This window comes from Actinomycetospora sp. NBRC 106375, assembly GCF_030269665.1.
Classification (GTDB): domain Bacteria; phylum Actinomycetota; class Actinomycetes; order Mycobacteriales; family Pseudonocardiaceae; genus Actinomycetospora.
The window spans coordinates 144,522-159,950 of sequence record NZ_BSTS01000013.1 but is presented as its reverse complement, the minus strand read 5'-3'; the positions used below and the strand labels follow the sequence as shown (position 1 = coordinate 159,950).

Annotated in this window: 16 protein-coding genes and 1 tRNA gene; 12 read left to right on the top strand and 5 right to left on the bottom strand. The window is 74.7% G+C overall.

Going from position 1 to position 15,429, the window contains the following annotated elements; all coding sequences use genetic code 11:
• Position 1 precedes the first annotated feature (1 nt).
• Together QSK03_RS22055 and QSK03_RS22050 are read left to right on the top strand one after the other, a co-directional pair.
• Complete coding sequence (locus QSK03_RS22055) at positions 2-841, top strand: hypothetical protein (protein ID WP_285656726.1); 840 nt, start codon at positions 2-4, stop codon at positions 839-841.
• A complete protein-coding gene (locus QSK03_RS22050) occupies positions 817-2,001 on the top strand; it encodes a glycosyltransferase (RefSeq protein WP_285656724.1) in 1,185 nt (394 codons plus the stop codon). Before QSK03_RS22055 ends, QSK03_RS22050 begins: the two co-directional genes overlap by 25 nt.
• 1 nt (position 2,002) lies before the next feature.
• On the opposite strand, the gene QSK03_RS22045 is transcribed toward QSK03_RS22050, so the two are convergent.
• Positions 2,003-2,893, bottom strand: coding sequence for a hypothetical protein (locus QSK03_RS22045; RefSeq protein ID WP_285656722.1), 891 nt, complete (start codon positions 2,891-2,893; stop codon positions 2,003-2,005).
• Positions 2,894-3,104: 211 nt separating this feature from the next.
• Here QSK03_RS22045 and QSK03_RS22040 point away from each other — a divergent pair, with 211 nt between their 5' ends.
• The 3 genes from QSK03_RS22040 to QSK03_RS22030 are packed head-to-tail and all read left to right on the top strand — an operon-like array spanning position 3,105 to position 7,614.
• Complete coding sequence (locus tag QSK03_RS22040) at positions 3,105-3,713, top strand: MEDS domain-containing protein (RefSeq protein ID WP_285656720.1); 609 nt, start codon at positions 3,105-3,107, stop codon at positions 3,711-3,713.
• Complete coding sequence (locus QSK03_RS22035) at positions 3,710-5,344, top strand: helix-turn-helix domain-containing protein (protein WP_285656718.1); 1,635 nt, start codon at positions 3,710-3,712, stop codon at positions 5,342-5,344. Before QSK03_RS22040 ends, QSK03_RS22035 begins: the two co-directional genes overlap by 4 nt.
• On the top strand, positions 5,341-7,614 hold the full coding sequence (locus QSK03_RS22030) for a molybdopterin-dependent oxidoreductase (protein ID WP_285656717.1): 2,274 nt from the start codon (positions 5,341-5,343) through the stop codon (positions 7,612-7,614). The genes QSK03_RS22035 and QSK03_RS22030 overlap by 4 nt, the downstream gene beginning before the upstream one ends.
• Before the next feature lie 2 nt (positions 7,615-7,616).
• On the opposite strand, the gene QSK03_RS22025 is transcribed toward QSK03_RS22030, so the two are convergent.
• Positions 7,617-8,129 (bottom strand): hypothetical protein, encoded by a 513-nt coding sequence (locus tag QSK03_RS22025; protein WP_285656715.1) that lies wholly within the window; start codon positions 8,127-8,129, stop codon positions 7,617-7,619.
• Between the two features lie 117 nt (positions 8,130-8,246).
• Between QSK03_RS22025 and QSK03_RS22020 the strand changes: the two genes are divergently transcribed.
• Positions 8,247-9,020 carry a bestrophin-like domain gene (locus QSK03_RS22020; RefSeq protein ID WP_285656712.1) on the top strand — a complete coding sequence of 258 codons (774 nt, stop codon included), beginning with the start codon at positions 8,247-8,249 and terminating at the stop codon, positions 9,018-9,020.
• Between the two features lie 21 nt (positions 9,021-9,041).
• Here the strand turns inward: QSK03_RS22020 and QSK03_RS22015 are convergent, their stop codons facing one another.
• Complete coding sequence (locus QSK03_RS22015) at positions 9,042-10,598, bottom strand: thiamine pyrophosphate-binding protein (protein ID WP_285656711.1); 1,557 nt, start codon at positions 10,596-10,598, stop codon at positions 9,042-9,044.
• A 98-nt stretch (positions 10,599-10,696) separates the two neighbouring features.
• Between QSK03_RS22015 and QSK03_RS22010 the strand changes: the two genes are divergently transcribed.
• Together QSK03_RS22010 and QSK03_RS22005 are read left to right on the top strand one after the other, a co-directional pair.
• The gene (locus QSK03_RS22010) at positions 10,697-11,224 is read left to right on the top strand and encodes a PPOX class F420-dependent oxidoreductase (RefSeq protein ID WP_285656710.1); all 528 of its coding nucleotides are present in this window, start codon (positions 10,697-10,699) and stop codon (positions 11,222-11,224) included.
• The gene (locus tag QSK03_RS22005; RefSeq protein ID WP_285656708.1) at positions 11,221-12,402 is read left to right on the top strand and encodes an FAD binding domain-containing protein; all 1,182 of its coding nucleotides are present in this window, start codon (positions 11,221-11,223) and stop codon (positions 12,400-12,402) included. Before QSK03_RS22010 ends, QSK03_RS22005 begins: the two co-directional genes overlap by 4 nt.
• A 16-nt stretch (positions 12,403-12,418) precedes the next feature.
• On the opposite strand, the gene QSK03_RS22000 is transcribed toward QSK03_RS22005, so the two are convergent.
• The gene (locus tag QSK03_RS22000) at positions 12,419-13,198 is read right to left on the bottom strand and encodes an SIR2 family NAD-dependent protein deacylase (RefSeq protein WP_285656706.1); all 780 of its coding nucleotides are present in this window, start codon (positions 13,196-13,198) and stop codon (positions 12,419-12,421) included.
• 139 nt (positions 13,199-13,337) lie between these two features.
• Here QSK03_RS22000 and QSK03_RS21995 point away from each other — a divergent pair, with 139 nt between their 5' ends.
• The 3 genes from QSK03_RS21995 to QSK03_RS21985 all read left to right on the top strand — a co-directional run bounded on the left by QSK03_RS21995 (position 13,338) and on the right by QSK03_RS21985 (position 14,500).
• Positions 13,338-13,865 carry a hypothetical protein gene (locus QSK03_RS21995; protein WP_285656703.1) on the top strand — a complete coding sequence of 176 codons (528 nt, stop codon included), beginning with the start codon at positions 13,338-13,340 and terminating at the stop codon, positions 13,863-13,865.
• A gap of 242 nt (positions 13,866-14,107) precedes the next feature.
• On the top strand, positions 14,108-14,389 hold the full coding sequence (locus QSK03_RS21990) for an amphi-Trp domain-containing protein (RefSeq protein ID WP_285656700.1): 282 nt from the start codon (positions 14,108-14,110) through the stop codon (positions 14,387-14,389).
• 37 nt (positions 14,390-14,426) lie between these two features.
• A tRNA-Arg gene (locus tag QSK03_RS21985) sits at positions 14,427-14,500 on the top strand.
• Between the two features lie 94 nt (positions 14,501-14,594).
• On the opposite strand, the gene QSK03_RS21980 is transcribed toward QSK03_RS21985, so the two are convergent.
• Positions 14,595-14,858, bottom strand: coding sequence for a hypothetical protein (locus QSK03_RS21980; protein WP_285656695.1), 264 nt, complete (start codon positions 14,856-14,858; stop codon positions 14,595-14,597).
• Between the two features lie 72 nt (positions 14,859-14,930).
• On the opposite strand from QSK03_RS21980, the gene QSK03_RS21975 reads away from it, so the two are divergent.
• Positions 14,931-15,392 carry an alpha/beta fold hydrolase gene (locus QSK03_RS21975; RefSeq protein ID WP_285656692.1) on the top strand — a complete coding sequence of 154 codons (462 nt, stop codon included), beginning with the start codon at positions 14,931-14,933 and terminating at the stop codon, positions 15,390-15,392.
• Positions 15,393-15,429 lie beyond the last annotated feature (37 nt).

Below are 15,429 nucleotides of genomic sequence, written 5' to 3'. Positions count from 1 at the left end.
CGTGCTCCTGCTGACCGGCGCGTGCGCGGGACCCCCGGCGGCGTCCGTCCCGACACCGGGCCCCGCGTCGGCCGACGTCCCCGCATCGGCGGCGGGCCCGAACGGCGAGCCGCCGCCCGACGGCTACTTCGCCCTCCGGCCCGTCGGCAGCTTCGCGACGCTCCCCGACGACGAACAGGCCGCGGCGACGGTGCGCCGCACGTCCTGGGAGCCGCGCCCCGAGAACGACGCCGCGAACAAGACCCCCGCCCCGCCGGGGACCCACGTCACCGGCTACGCCGGGATGCTCAACAGCCAGGCGGTGTTCGGGCGGGTGACCGGCGACTTCACCGGGACCACCGACGAGGTCATCCAGTGGGCCGCGGTGAAGTGGGGGCTGCCCGACGAGCTCATCCGGGGCGAGGCGGTCGTCGAGTCGTCCTGGTACCAGGGGCTGGTGGACCCCTCGGGGGCGCCGATCAACCAGCGCGGCTTCGGGGACTTCGGCGACTGCGGCGGCTCCCCGCCGGGCGCGCCGTACGGCCCGCGCGGACCGTCGAGCTTCGGGCTGCTCCAGGTCAAGTGGTGCTCCATGGAGAACCGGCCGGCCACCGGCACCGGCGGCTGGCCGTGGACCGAGCGCTCGACGGCCTACGCCGTCGACCTGTACGCCGCGGTGATCCGCGGCTGCTACGAGGGGTGGGACGTGTGGCTGGGCGCGAACTACCGGGCGGGCGACCTGTGGGGGTGCGTGGGCCGCTGGTTCGCCGGGGACTGGCACTCCTCGACCGGCGACGCCTACGCCGACCGCGTGCAGCAGGCGGTGGCGGCGAAACCGTGGCTGAGCTGGCCGAACACGTAGGCCCGCCCCGGGTCGCGGTGGTGCGCCAGCACTACGTGCCGCAGGACTCGCGGGTCGCCCGGGCGGTCGAGGCGCTGGCCGCGACCGGCGCCGAGGTCGACGTGTGGTGCCTGCGCGCCCCGGGCCAGCCCCGGCGGGAGCGGAGCGGGCGGGTCACCGTGCACCGGCTGCCGCTGCGGCACCGGCGCGGGACGAAGCTCGGGTACCTCGTGGAGTACGGCGCGTTCGGCGTCCTCGCGACGCTCGTGCTGACGGTCGCGCAGCTGCGCCGGCGCTACCGGCTCGTCGAGGTGCACTCGCTGCCCGACGCCCTCGTGTTCGCCGCGGCGCCGGCCCGCCTGCTGGGGGCCCGCGTGCTGCTCGACCTCCAGGAGTGCATGCCGGAGTTCTTCGCGACGCGCTTCGGCGCCGACCACCCCGCGGTCGGGGCCCTGGCGGCGATCGAGCAGCGCGCGATCGCGTTCGCCGACCGCGTCATCACCCCGACCGAGCAGATGCGCGCCGTGTTCGTGGGCCGTGGCGCGCCGCCGGGGCGGATCACGACGGTGATGGACGGCGCCGACCCGGCCGTCTTCGCACCGCCCGCCGACGACGGCCGGCGCGGGGCGCGCTTCACCGTCGTCTGCCACGGCACCGTTGAGCCCCACTACGGGCTCGACACCGTGGTGCGGGCGATCGACCTGGTGCGCCGCGGGGTCCCCGCGGTCCGCCTCGAGGTGATCGGCGACGGCAGCGACCTGCCCCGCCTGCGCGGGCTGGTCGCCGATCTCGGCCTGGACGACCACGTCGGGTTCAGCGGCGGCTTCCTCCCGGTCGGGGACCTGGTGGCCGCGCTCGCCGCCGCCGACGTCGGGGTGGTCGCCATGGTCCGCGACCCGTTCCGGGACGTCGCGCTGCCCGGCAAGGTCTTCGACTTCGTCGCGATGGGCCTGCCCGTCGTCGCGTCACGCACCCGCTCGATGGAGGAGACCTTCGGCCCGGACGCGGTCGAGCTGTTCACCTCCGGCGACCCCGAGGAGCTGGCGCGGGCGCTGCGCCGTCTCCACGACGACCCGGCCCGGCGCGCACGTATCACCACCGAGGCCGCCCGCGTCGTCGAACCCCTGCGCTGGGAGCGGCAGCGGGCGACGTACCTCGCCGTGGTCGACGAGCTGGTCTGATCTACCACCCCAGCCAGGGCTTGGCCTGCAGCTGCTCCTGGACCCCTCGGATGTAACGCTCGGCCACGGGGTCGTGCCACGCACCGGAGTTCCACCGCCCGACGCAGCCCCAGAGGTCGCCGGCCCGGTAGGCGGGGCCCAGCCAGGGCTCCCAGCCCTCGTAGCAGGCGCGCACGACAGCGCCGTAGGTGTCGAGGGTCCAGGCGGTCGAGTTCTCGGTCCACGGCCACCCGCCGGTGCCCGGCGCGGTCGGGTCGTTGAGCGTGCACCACTTGACCTGCATGATCCCGAAGCTCGCGGGGCCGTCCGGCCCGTACGGCGACCCGATCGGGGAGCCGCCGCAGTCGCCGAAGTCGCCGAAGCCCTGCTGGTCGATCGGCTGGCCGTCTGGCTCCTTGTGGTTCTGGAACCAGCCGGACTCCTGCACCGCCTCGGCGCGGATCATGTCGTCGGGCAGGCCCCACTTGGCCGCGGCCCACTGGATGATCTCGTCGGTGGTCCCGGTGAAGTTCCCCGTGATCCGGTCGAAGACCAGCGGCCCGTTCTCGAGCCCCGGGTAGGGCGGCGGCCGGAAGTCCGGCGGCGCCACGGTCCGGTTCGCGGCGTCGTTCTCGGGCCGCGGCTCCCACGGCGAGCGGTGGACCATCGCGGCCGCCCCCGCGTCGTCGGGCAGCGTCGAGAACGTCCCGACCGCGGTGGGCACCGGGAAGTAGCCGCCCGCGGGCGGCCGGACGACTCCGGCGGGCAGCGGCACCGCCTCGGCCGGACCGGTGCCCGGCGGCGCCGTGGCGGCCGGGGGCGAACATCCCGCGACCAGGGCCATGATCAGGGCGAGGAGCACCGCGACGACGACCAGGACGGCCGTGGAGACCCTGCGACGCAGCACGGACACGCGGCACCTCCCCCGGAGAATCATTGTGCTCGCGGGATCAAGACGTCTCGTCCTGACGGGACGAGGAGCCGCCGGTCCTCTGTCCTGCCGTACCGACGTGGCCGACCCGCGCGCTCCCCTAGCGTCGACGGACCGCCGGGGACGGTCGCCGCTGGTCGCGCGCCCCGCTCGGCGCTACGGTGTGTGACACCTGACACATCAGGGGCTGCGCATGACGACATCGACGGCGAGTGGCCTGCCGGGGGTCCAGCTCCGGCCCGGCGCGCACATCTGCGCCTTCTTCCGCGGCCCCGAGGAGCGCGACGAGCTGCTGCTCCCCTATCTGCGCGAGGGTCTGCTGGCGGGCGACATGTGCCTGTGCGTCACCGACGACCCCGCCGCGCAGGAGGCCGTGCGCGCGCTGGGCACCGACGAGGGTCCGGGGCGCCTGGACGCCCGGTGCTCCGAGTCGACCTACCTCGCCGACGGGCACTTCGTCATCGATCGCATGATCGGGTTCTGGGAGACCGCGGTCGACCGCGCGATCGTCGACGACGGCTTCACCACCGTGCGCTCGGTCGGCGAGATGACCTGGGCGCTGTCGGGCAAGCCCGGCGTCGAGGGCCTGCTGACCTACGAGTCGCGGCTCAACCTCTTCCTGCCGCGCTACCCGAACATCGCGCTCTGTCTCTACGACCTCGAGCGCTTCAGCGACGGCGAGATCGTCCTCGAGATTCTCCGGACGCACCCCGCCGTGCTCTTCGGCGGGCAGCTGCTCGAGAACCCCTGGTACATCGAGCCCCACGACTACCTCGGCCGGGATCCGGCGCCGGTCCCGTGACCGCCCTGCAGACCGCCGGGGAGCGCGAGCTGCTCTCGAGCATGCGCAGCCTGCTGGTGCTCGGCAAGCTCATGACCGACGGCGCCGACGAGGAGCAGATCCTGCGCCTGGCGACCACCGCCGCGCCCTCGATCGCCCGCTGCGAGGTCGCCACCGTCGTGGCCGCCGACGACGCGCGCGACGCCGGGCTGCCCGAGCAGGCGGGCGTCACGGGCGGCCCCGTCGAGCTCGCCGACGTCCCCGACGCCTGGGCGTTCCCGCTGACCAGCCACGACGGGCACCTGGGCCACCTCGTCGTCGGCGGCGCGACCGACCTCTCGGCCGAGGAGCAGTTCCTGCTGCGGGCGCTCGCGCAGCAGGCGGGCGGCGCGCTGGCCAACCGGCGCCTGCACGCCCAGGAGCAGGCCACCGCGTCGACGCTCTCGGCGCTCAACGACCGCCTGCGCGGCACCGTGACCGCCCTCCAGCGCAGCATGGAGATCCACACCCGCCTCACCGCCGTCGCCGCGTCCGGCGAGGGGCGGGAGGGCATCGCTCGCGCCGTCCACGAGCTCACCGGCCTGCGCGTCGCGATCGAGGACCGGCACGGCAACCTCCAGGCCTGGGCCGGCCCGCAGCGCCCCGATCCCTACCCGAAGGACACCCCGTCGCGCCGCGAGCGCCTCGTCGCGCGCGCGAGCCGCGAGGCCCGGCCGCTGCGCCACGGCCAGCAGCTGCTCGCCGTCGCGCACCCGCAGGGCGACACCCTCGGCGTGATCGTGCTCCACGACCCCGACGAGCGGGCCGGCGACCAGGAGCTCATGGCGCTCGAGCACGGCGCGACGATCCTCGCGATGGAGCTCGCCCGGGTCCGCAGCTTGGCCGAGAGCGAGCTGCGGCTGCGCCGCGACGTCGTCGACGAGCTGCTCGACGGCGCCGAGGAACGCAGCACCCTCGACCGGGCCGTCGCGCTGGGCTACGACCTGCAGCGCCCGCACCGCGTCGTGGTCGTCGAGGGCGGCGGCGTCGCGGGGAACGGTGAGGACGCCCTCTTCCAGGCCGTCCGCCGGGCCGCGCGGGAGGGCGGCGCCGGCAGCCTCGTCGTCGCCCGCCGCGGCGAGGTCGTGCTGCTCGCCGACGTCGAGCCGGACTGGGAGTCGCTGCGGCAGACGGTGCTGCGCGACCTGGGCGGGGGACGCGTCCGCATGGGCATCGGCGAGCGCTGCGACGCCGTCCCCGACTACCCGCGGTCCTACCGGCAGGCCCGGCTCGCGCTGCGGCTGCCCGCCCAGTCCGAGTGGGACGACACCGCGATCCGCTTCGACGACCTCGGGGTCTACCGCCTGCTGGTGGGCATCGAGGACCTCGGCGAGGTCGACCGCTTCGTGCAGCGCTGGCTCGGCCCGCTGCTGGAGTACGACGGCCGGCGGGGCTCCGAGCTGGTGCGCACCCTGGCCCACCACCTCGAGCGCGGCGGCAACTACGAGCTCACGGCGAAGTCGCTGATTGTGCACCGCAACACGCTGAAGTACCGGCTCCAGCGCATCCGCCAGATCGCCGACGTCGACCTCGGCGACCCGGAGACGTGGTTCAACCTGCACCTCGCGACGCGGGCCTGGAGCACGCTCGACGTCCTACGCTCGCTCCGGTGACACACTCGCACCTCTCCCACTGGGGCGCGTTCACCCCGGAGGTCGGCGACGGCGACGTCACGGCGGTGCGCCCGTCGCCCCTCGACCCCGACCCGTCCCCGTTGCTCGACAACCTCGTCGGCTCGCTGCGGCATCCCCTGCGGGTCCCGGCGCCGATGGTGCGGGAGGGCTGGCTGCGCGACGGTCCCGGCCCGGACCGCCGGCGGGGCGAGGACCGTTTCGTGGCGGTGTCGTGGGACGAGGTCACCGAGCGGCTGGCCGCCGAGCTGGGCCGCGTCCACGCCGAGCGCGGGCCGGCGGGCGTGTTCGGCGGGTCCTACGGGTGGTCCAGCGCCGGGCGCTTCCACCACGCCCAGAGCCAGGTGCACCGCTTCCTCGCGACGCTCGGCGGCTACGTCGCCTCGGAGAACACCTACAGCGCCGGCACCTCCGAGGTGCTGTTGCCGCACCTGCTGGGGGCCCACGACGTCCTGCGCTCGCTGACCAGCTGGCCCGTGCTCGCCGAGCACACCGAGATGATGGTCTGCGCCGGCGGCGTCCCGGCGAAGAACACCGCCGTCACCCCCGGCGGCCAGACCGTGCACGGGACCACCGACGCCGTGCGCGCCATGGCCGCGCGCGGCTGCGAGTTCGTCCTGCTCGGCCCGGACCGCCGCGACCTGCCCGTCGACGCGACGTGGCTGCCCGTGCGCCCTGGCACGGACGCCGCGCTGCTGCTCGCGCTGGGCCACACGCTGGTGGTCGACGGGCTGGCCGACCAGGCGTTCCTCGACGGCTGGTGCGCCGGCGTGGACGAGGCCGTCGACCACCTCATGGGCCGCGACGACGGCGTCGCGAAGTCCGCGAAGTGGGCCGCGCCGCTCTGCGGAATCCCGGCACGCGACATCGTCGCGCTGGCGCGGCGGATGGCGGCGCGGCGCACGATGGTCACGGTCACGTACTCGCTGCAGCGCGCGGAGTACGGCGAGCAGCCGGTGTGGGCCGGGATCCTGCTCGCCGCCCTGCTCGGCCAGATCGGGCTGCCCGGCGGCGGCTTCGGGCACGGCTACGGCTCGATCGGCGACAACGGGCACTCCGCCCGCGGCGGCCCCGTCCCGACGATGCCCCGCGGGTACAACGAGCACCGCGAGCGCATCCCGGTCGCGCGCATCGCCGACATGCTCCTGCACCCCGGCGCCGAGTACGCCTACGACGGCGAGGTCCGGCGCTACCCCGCGGTCGACCTCGTGTACTGGTGCGGCGGCAACCCGTTCCACCACCACCAGGACCTCGCCCGGCTGCGCGAGGCCTGGCGCCGCCCCTCGACCGTCGTCGTCCACGAGCCGTACTGGACGCCCGCGGCCCGTCACGCCGACATCGTGCTGCCGGCGACGGTGACCCTCGAGCGCGACGACATCGGCGCCTCGCGCACCGACCCGGTCGTCACCGCCATGCGGGCGGCCGCGACGCCGCACGCGCAGGCCCGCGACGACTACGCGATCTTCACCGACCTCGCCGACGCCCTCGGCGTCGCCAAGGACTACACCGAGGGCCGCACCCCGCAGGAGTGGCTGCGCCACCTCTACGAGGGCTGGCGCGGCGAGTCGTCGACCCTGCCCGGCTTCGACGCGTTCTGGGCCGCCGGGCACGTGCGGCGCCCGGACCCGCCCCCGTCGGTGCTGCTCGACGACTTCCGCCGCGACCCGGCCGCGCACCCGCTGCGCACGCCCAGCGGCCGGATCGAGCTGGCCTCGGCCCGCGTCGCGTCGTTCGGCTACGACGACTGCCCGGGCCGGGCGACGTGGCTCGAGCCCACCGAGTGGCACGGCTCGCCGCGGGCCGCGCGCTACCCGCTGGTGCTGCTGGCCAACAACCCGGCCGCGCGCCTGCACAGCCAGCTCGACTTCGGCCCGCACAGCCGCGACTCGAAGGTCCACGGCCGGGAGCCGGTCCGGGTGCACCCCGACGACGCCGCGGTCCGCGGGCTCGCCGACGGCGACCTGGTGCGCGTCCACAACGACCGCGGCGCCTGCCTGGCGGGTGTGGTCGTCGACGGCGACCTGCTCCCGGGCGTCGTCCAGATGTCGACGGGCGCGTGGTTCTCGCCGGTCCCCGGCGTCGAGCCCGTGCTCTGCGCCGCCGGGAACGTCAACGTGCTGACCCGCGACGTCGGCGCCTCGCGGCTCTCACAGGGCTGCGCGGGCAGCCGGGCGCTCGTGGAGATCGAGCGGTGGGCGGGCCCGCCGCCGCCGATCAAGGCCGCGGGCCCGCCCGAGGTCGTCGGGCGCTGACGTCAGACCGCGAGCTTCGCCCCGGCCTTCGCCTCGGCCTTGGCCTCCTGGCGGGCGACCTTCAGCGCCTTCTTCTCCGCCTTCCGCGCGATCTTCTCGTCGCGGCGGCGGTTGCGGCCGCCGAGCACCAGCGCCGCGCCGATGCCGAGCATCCAGATGTCCTTGGCGATCGGCGTGCCCTGCTGGGTCGGGCGCAGGTTGCCGTCGTGCATGCCCGGCGTCCGGACGTAGAGCCCGAGCAGGCTCCCGGCGAACCCGACCAGCGCGACGCCCGCGAGGCGGCCGGGCACGAACGGGGTGAGCAGCGCGGAGCCCAGGGCGATCTCGCCGGCCGCCAGGCCCTTGAGGAAGGTCGGCGGGTCGACGTTCTTCACGAAGGGGTAGGTGCCCGCCGCCATGCCGTGCACGCCGGCGGCGGTCTGCTCGTCGCCGGACCACTTCTGGAGCCCGGAGTTGAGGATGAAGGCGCCCGTCGCGAGACGCTGGGGCACCTGGGCGAGGTCGACTGAGGTCATGCCCCGATCCTCCGCCCGTGATCGCGCGGACGCACACCGTGGTCGGCCTGGTCGCAGGAGGTTGCCCCGATAGGCTGCCGTCGTGGCCGCCGTCCAGCCCTCCCCCGCGGAGCCACGATGACCCGCATGCCCATCTGGCTGCTCTTCCTGCTCCTCGTCGTCGTGGTCACGGCCGTGGCGGTCGGCGTGCAGCTGCTCGTCCGTCGGCGGTGGCCGCACCTCGCGCAGGGCGACCACAACGACGTCACCGGCTACGGCATCGCGATCGTCGGCGTCATCTACGCGGTGCTGCTCGCGTTCGTCGTGATCGTGTCGTGGCAGCAGTTCAGCCAGGCGGCGGACCTCGTCGGGGAGGAGGCGAGCGCGCTGCGCGGCCTCTACCGCGAGACGGTCGCGTTCCCGCCCGACGCGCGCGGGCGCATCGAGGCCGACGTGGAGCTCTACGCCCGCGCGGTGATCACGCAGGAGTGGCCGGCCATGGCGCGCGGCGAACCGGGCGACCCTGCCGCGGCCGCGGCGCTCGATCGCATCGCCGACCACCTCGCGGCGCTGCCGGCCGACACCCCCGTGCGCCAGGAGTACGTCGGGGTCGAGGCCGACCGGTTCGCCGAGCTCGTCTCGTTCCGGTCGCAGCGCCTCGACTACGTGGGCCAGGGCCTCCCCGGCGTGCTGTGGGTCGCGCTGGTGTTCGGGGGCGTGGTGACCATCGGCTTCGCGATGGTGTTCGGGCTGCGCAGCACGACGCTGCACCTGTTGATGACGGGCAGCCTCGCGGCCGTCATCGGGGTCCTGCTGTTCGTCTGCGTGGCGATCGACCAGCCGTTCGTCGGCGACGTCGCGGTCAGCCCGGTCCCCATGGCGCGCTTCCTGTCCGACTTCGGGGCCCGCTGACGGGTCACCCCCGCTGACCGCTCACCCGCGGGTGGCGGCCAGGACCGCGGCGTAGCAGGACGGGTCGATGCGCGCGTCCACGAGCCGCGGACCGCGGGTCGCCCCGGCCAGCACGGCCCGCAGCTCGTCGCGCGAGGCCACGGTGTCGGCGGGCATCCCCGTCCCGCGGGCGACCGCGGCGAAGTCGACCGCGCCGTACCGCACGGCACCGGCCGCGCCCTGGCCCTCGGTCTGCTTGATCTCGATGAGGCTCAGCGCGGCGTCGTCGAACACGACGACGGTGACGTCGAGCTCCAGGCGCACCACGGTCTCGAGCTCGGCGAGGGTCATCCCGAGCCCGCCGTCGCCGACGAAGCACACCACCGGCTCGCCCGGGCGGGCCAGCGCCGCCCCGATCGCGGCGGGCAGCGCGAACCCCATCGTCGCCAGCCCGTTGGAGATCAGCACGCGGCGCGGGGCACGGGCCTCCCACAGCGGCATGGCGACCAGCATGTGCGCGCCGGCGTCGACGCTCAGGGTCGTCGCCGGCGCGGCGTGCTCCATCGACGCCCGCACCACGTCGTGGGGCGAGAACCCCGCGCCGGCGGGCTCGAGGGCGGCGAGGGTGCGCCGGCGGTGCGCGGCGGCCGCGCCGGGTTCCCAGCGGGGGTCGAGGTCGTCGAGCAGGGGCGGCAGGCTCTGCGCGAGGGGTCCGACGACGATCTCCGGCGCGCCGAACCACCGCCCGTCCACGGGCTGCGGGTGCAGCACCACGACGGGGGCGTCGTACGTCCACGCGGACGGGATCGGCTCCACCGGGTCGACGCCGAGGGCCAGGATGAGGTCGGCCTCCGCCAGCAGCGGGCGCTCGAGGACGCCGCCGGTGAAGAGCCCGGCGCTCTGCTCGTCGGGGACCGCGCCCTTCGCCTGGTAGGTGCACAGCACGGGCGTCCCGGCCGCGGCGAGCCGGTCGAGGCCGGGGGCGTCGACACCGGCCGGGCCGACGAGCACGACCGGGCGGCGGGCACCGCGGGCGAGCCGGCGGGCGCGGGCCAGCGCGGCGCCGTCGAGGTCGGGAACGGGGTCGAGGCGCGGCGGCGGGTCCCCCTCGGCGGTGGGATCGAGCTGGAGGTGCACGCCGCCCGGTCCGCGGCGGGCCAGATCGACCGCCGCCCCCGCCACGGCGGCGGGGTCCCGTGTCCCGAGCGTGCCCGACCACGTGGCCAGCGGTCTCGTCGCCGCCACCTGGTCGAGGCGCTGGTGGGCGACCCGCTCGGCGGTCGCGCGCGGCACGGCGTCGCTGACCAGCACCAGCGGCGAGCGGTCGAGGGTCGCCTGCGCCAGCCCCGTGGCCGCGGCGGTGACCCCGGGCCCGCGGGTGACGACGGCGGCGCCGACCGTGCCGGTGAGCAGCCCGTGCGCGCCGGCCATGATCGCGGCCGCGGTCTCGTCGTGGGCGAGGACGAAGCGCAGGCCCTCCTGCTCGACCGCGCCGACGACGTCGAGGTTCGCGCCGCCGCCCGGCACCCCGAACAGGACCGACGTCCCCGCCGCCCGCCAGGCCCGCGCGAGGTGGGCCGCCAGGGATCGCGCCGTCACGGAGCTCCTCACCGGGGTCGACGCGGGCGTTGTGCCCCTGATCACAGGAACCTACGCTCGCTTCCGGATCACGCCCACACCGTCGCGGGAGGCCCGTGGTGAGCATCAGCGTCGCCAACATCAAGGACGTCTCGCAGGGCACGCAGCCCGGACAGTTCACGGTCGGCGATCGGCACGCCGTCGCGCACCTCGGCGAGCTCGACCCGACCTACCGCCAGCTGCTCGACCGTCCCGTCACCGCGACCGTCGCCGTCGTCGGCCGGGACGGGCTGCCGAACCTGACGCCGGTCTGGTTCGACTACGAGGGCGAGCTGGTCCTGCTCAACCTCGCGCACCACCGCAAGAAGGTGGGCTGGCTGCGCGCCACCCCGCACGCGACGTTCATGCTGATGAACCCCGACGAGCCGTACCACTGGCTCTCGATCAAGACGACGGTGCACCGCGAGATCGCCGAGGACGACCCGGCGGACGGGCAGTGGGTGACCGACCAGCTCAACCGCATCTGGCGCAAGTACACCGGCGACGACGGCGACTACGCGCTGCGCGACGCGTCGGTGGGCGAGAGCCGCATCCTCTTCGAGCTGACCGTGGACAAGATCGCGACGTTCGGGGTCCCGCCCGCGTGAGACTCCACGTGGCCGTCGTCGGCGGCTCCATCGGCGGGATCACCACCGCCCTGTTGCTGCGGGACCTCGGTTGCGACGTGCACGTCTACGAGCGCTCGCGCTCGGAGCTCGACGCCCGCGGGGCGGGGATCGCGGTGCTCGACGCGACCGTGCGCTACTTCGTCGAGCGGGGCGGGATCGACCCGGACGGGTTCTGCTCCCGCACCTCCGCGATCCGCTACCTGTGGCGGGACGGCTCGTGCCGCCACCGGATCGACCACGGCTACCGCTTCTCGTCGTGGAACGCGATCTACCGGGAGCTGCTGCGCCTCCTCGACGCCGACCGCTACCACCTCGGCCGGGAGATGACCGCGTTCGCCGATGGTCCCGACGGGGTGCGCGTGACGTTCGCCGACGGCGGGAGCACCGACGTCGACCTGCTGGTCGCCGCCGACGGCATCAACTCGATCACCCGGGGGCGGCTCTTCCCCACGGCGACCTCGGCGTACTCCGGCTACGTCGCCTACCGCGGCACGCTCGCCGAGAAGACCCTGACTGGCGCGACGTTCGCCGAGCTCCGCGACGCCATCACCTACCAGGTGATCACCGACAGCCACATCCTCGTCTACCCCATCCCCGGCCCCGGGGGGACCGTCGTGCCGGGCGAGCGGCTGGCCAACTTCGTCTGGTACCGCAACGTCGCGGACGGCGCGCCGCTCGACCGCCTCCTCGCCGGGCGCGACGGGCAGGAGCGCCGGGTGTCGGTGCCGCCGGGGATGCTCGCCGACGACGCGGTCGACGAGTTCCGCGACACCGCGCGCCGGGAGCTCGCCCCGCCGATCGCGGAGGTCGTCACCGGCGCCGAGACGCCGTTCGTGCAGGCCGTGTACGACATCGAGGTGTCGGCCATGACCGCCGGACGGGTCGCGGTGCTCGGCGACGCCGCCTTCGCCGTCCGCCCGCACGCCGCCGCGGGGACGGCCAAGGCCGCGGACGACGCCTGGGCGCTCGCCGACGCGCTGCGCTCGCACTCCGGCGACGTCGCCGCTTCCCTGGCGGCGTGGGAGGACGGCCAGCTCACGGTGGGCCGCCGGCTCCTGGAACGCTGCCGGGACATCGGCCGGCGCTCGCAGCGGGACAACGCCTGGGACCCCGCCGACCCGTCGCTCATCTTCGGTCTGCACGGACCGGGGCGCTGACCGGCGCTGAGCCTGCTCAGAGCCCGGCGACCAGCCGCGGCAGCAGCTCGGAGATCCCGCCGCGCAGCACGACGTCGGCGACGTCGTCGTACGGCGTCTCCGCCCCGTTGACGATGACCACCGACGCGCCGGCCGCCGCGGCGAGGTCGACGACGCCCGCGGCCGGGTGGACGCCGAGCGAGGTCCCCACCGCCAGCAGCACGTCGGTGTCGATCGCCGCCTGCCGGGCGCGCATCAGCACGCCCGCGTCGAGGTTCTCGCCGAACGAGATCGTCGCCGACTTGAGGATGCCGCCGCAGTGGGGGCACGGCGGGTCGTCCTCCCCCGCCGCGACCCGCGCGAGCGTCTCGGCCATCGGTGCCCGCGCGCCGCAGGAGAGGCACTGCGTGTGGTGCATCGTCCCGTGCAGCTCGACCACGAGGTCCGGCGACGAGCCGGCCGTCTGGTGCAGTTCGTCGATGTTCTGGGTGAGCAGCGCGTGCAGCCGCCCCGTGCGCTCGAGGTCGACCAGCGCCGTGTGCGCCGGACCGGGCCGGGCCTCCCAGACGGGGTGCACGGCGCGCTGGCGCCACGCCTCGCGGCGCACCTCCGGGTCCTCGACGTAGGCCTGCAGGGTCGCGAGGCGCTCCGCGGCCGGGTCGCGGGTCCACACGCCCTGCGGCCCGCGGAAGTCGGGGATCCCGGAGTCGGTGGAGACGCCGGCACCGGTGAGCACCGTGACACGCCGGGCCCGCGCGAGGAGGTCCGCGGCCCGGTCCACCTCGTCCGATAGGTCCGGATCGTCCTGGTGGGTCATCCCTCCACCGTCGCACGCGTCATCCGACCGGGTGTCCTGGTGTAACGCGCACCTGGCTCACTCCGACCACACCCATGCGACGTCGCGAGTGCCTCCGGGTGTCGGATCCCCGGCTCCGGCGCGCAGTGGGAGGGGTGTCGTGGGGACCCACCGCAGTTCGTCGGCCTCGTCGTCGCGCGTCATCGGCGTGCACAGCCTGCCGATCGCCGTCATCTCGCTGATCCGCGAGCAGGCCCAGCAGCGCGGGCTCGTCCGCGACCCGCTGCCCGAGGTCACGCACGCCGTGCGCACCGACGTCGTCGCGAGCGGCGGACGCTTCCTCGGCCGCGGCCGCGCCCGGCACACGTTCACCGAGATGCTGCTCACGCCCGACGTGCTCGTGGTCGTCGACCGCGACCCGGAGCGCGACGGCGTCGACCCCGACCTCCAGCTCGCCTTCCACCGCCTCCACCAGCTCGAGGTGACCACGGCGGCCGAGGGCCTCGGGCTGCTCAGCACCCCGGTCGGGTCCACCGAGCGCGGCTCGCGCGTCGTCCCGGCCGAGGGCGGCCCGGAGATGACCCGCTTCCACCAGGCGCTGGTCGAGGCCACCGAGAACTCGCGCCGCGTCGACGTGCCGGCGAGCCGCATGCCCGACGAGGCCGAGTCGGTCGTCGAGTACTCCTGATCGCCACCCTCCGCGCCGTGAGGTCGTGCTCGGCTTGGTGTCGAGGCACGTCACTGACCGCGGTCGAGGTGACGACCCCGCCGGCGCTGCCTTCTCAACCCCGACGGAGCCGCCCCACCCGCCAGCACTCGGCCGGCGGTGTCCTCGCGTTTCCCGATCCGGCAGGAGCCCGAAACGGCGTGAGGCATCCCCATCCGGCCGCGGAGCGCGCACACTCGGGCGACCGCGTGCGAGGAGGGGTCATGTCGAAGGGCGAGATCGAGCAGAAGGCGACACTGACCCGCCAGGAGACCGCGCGGTGGCTCGCCGACCTCGCGGCGGCGATCGCCGCCGGCGGCCCCGTGGAGCTCTCCCTCACCGGAGCGCCGGTGACGCTGCACCTGGCCGACGAGCTGCGCTGCGAGCTCGAGATCGAGCCGCACGGCGACACGATGGAGCTGGAGATCGAGCTGAAGTGGTCGGTGCCCCGCACGGGTCGCGACGACGCCCCGTCCGGCCCGATCGCCCGCTCGGCCCGGACCTGATCCACCCGGGCCCCGCGGTCGGTACGCTGTTCCCCGGGCCCCCGTAGCTCAGGGGATAGAGCACCGCTCTCCTAAAGCGGGTTGTCGCAGGTTCGAATCCTGCCGGGGGCACCCAGGTCGAGCAGGGCATCTGATGCCGGTAGTGCCACGCCGCAAGCATCCATCCGTGTCCGTGGGTGCGGACTTGGGTGCGAGATTCACAGCGTCAAGCGATCGACGCCTCCCGGACCTGAATCGCCTCGGTGTCCGACACGCCGGGGTGGTTCACGGCGACGGTGGCCGGCTGGACGGGTTGGGCGGCCAGCCAGCGTTTCTGGGTCTGTTGCAGCCACTCGACCTTGCCGCAGGTCTGTGGGTGGTTCGGCTTGGAGTTCTCCTGCTCGACCCCGAGTCCGGCGAGCTCGGTCTCGAACCCGTTGCGGGTCTTGGCGCGGGCCCGGCCGCCGGCGAAGCGGGTGGTGAACACCATCCCGTTGTCGGAGAGCACGCTGGCCGGCGGGCGGCGACCGCGGCCCGGAAGACCTCGACGACCATCCCGCCGGTGACCCGGGCGGCGGCCACGCGCGCGGCCGGGGTCGCCGACGTCCAGAACGCCATCCTCGCCGACCGTTACACCTGGCTCACCGGGCTGGTCAGCGACTTCCTCAATCTTGACCACAATCTCGGCAAGCGCCTCAGCGAGGAGACCGTCCGCGCCATCTGGGCCGCCGGCACCGACGCGTCCCCCCAAGCGACGTGGGCCTGCGTGTTCGGCTGGCTCGACGACTTCACCGCCGATTACGCACATATCGACGTACCGACCCTCATCCTGCACGGCACCGCCGACCGCATCCTGTCGATCGACGGGCAGGGCCGCCGGCTGCGCGCCGCGCTACCGAACGCCCGCTACGTGGAGATCGACGGCGGACCCCACGTCCAGTGCGTCACCCATAGCTCGGAGGTCAACCACGAGCTGCTCGCCTTCCTCGCCGACACCACATCCACAATCCAGGGCACCCCATGACCGCGCCGTGGCCAAGCGTCTCCCGAGACGCTGCCTA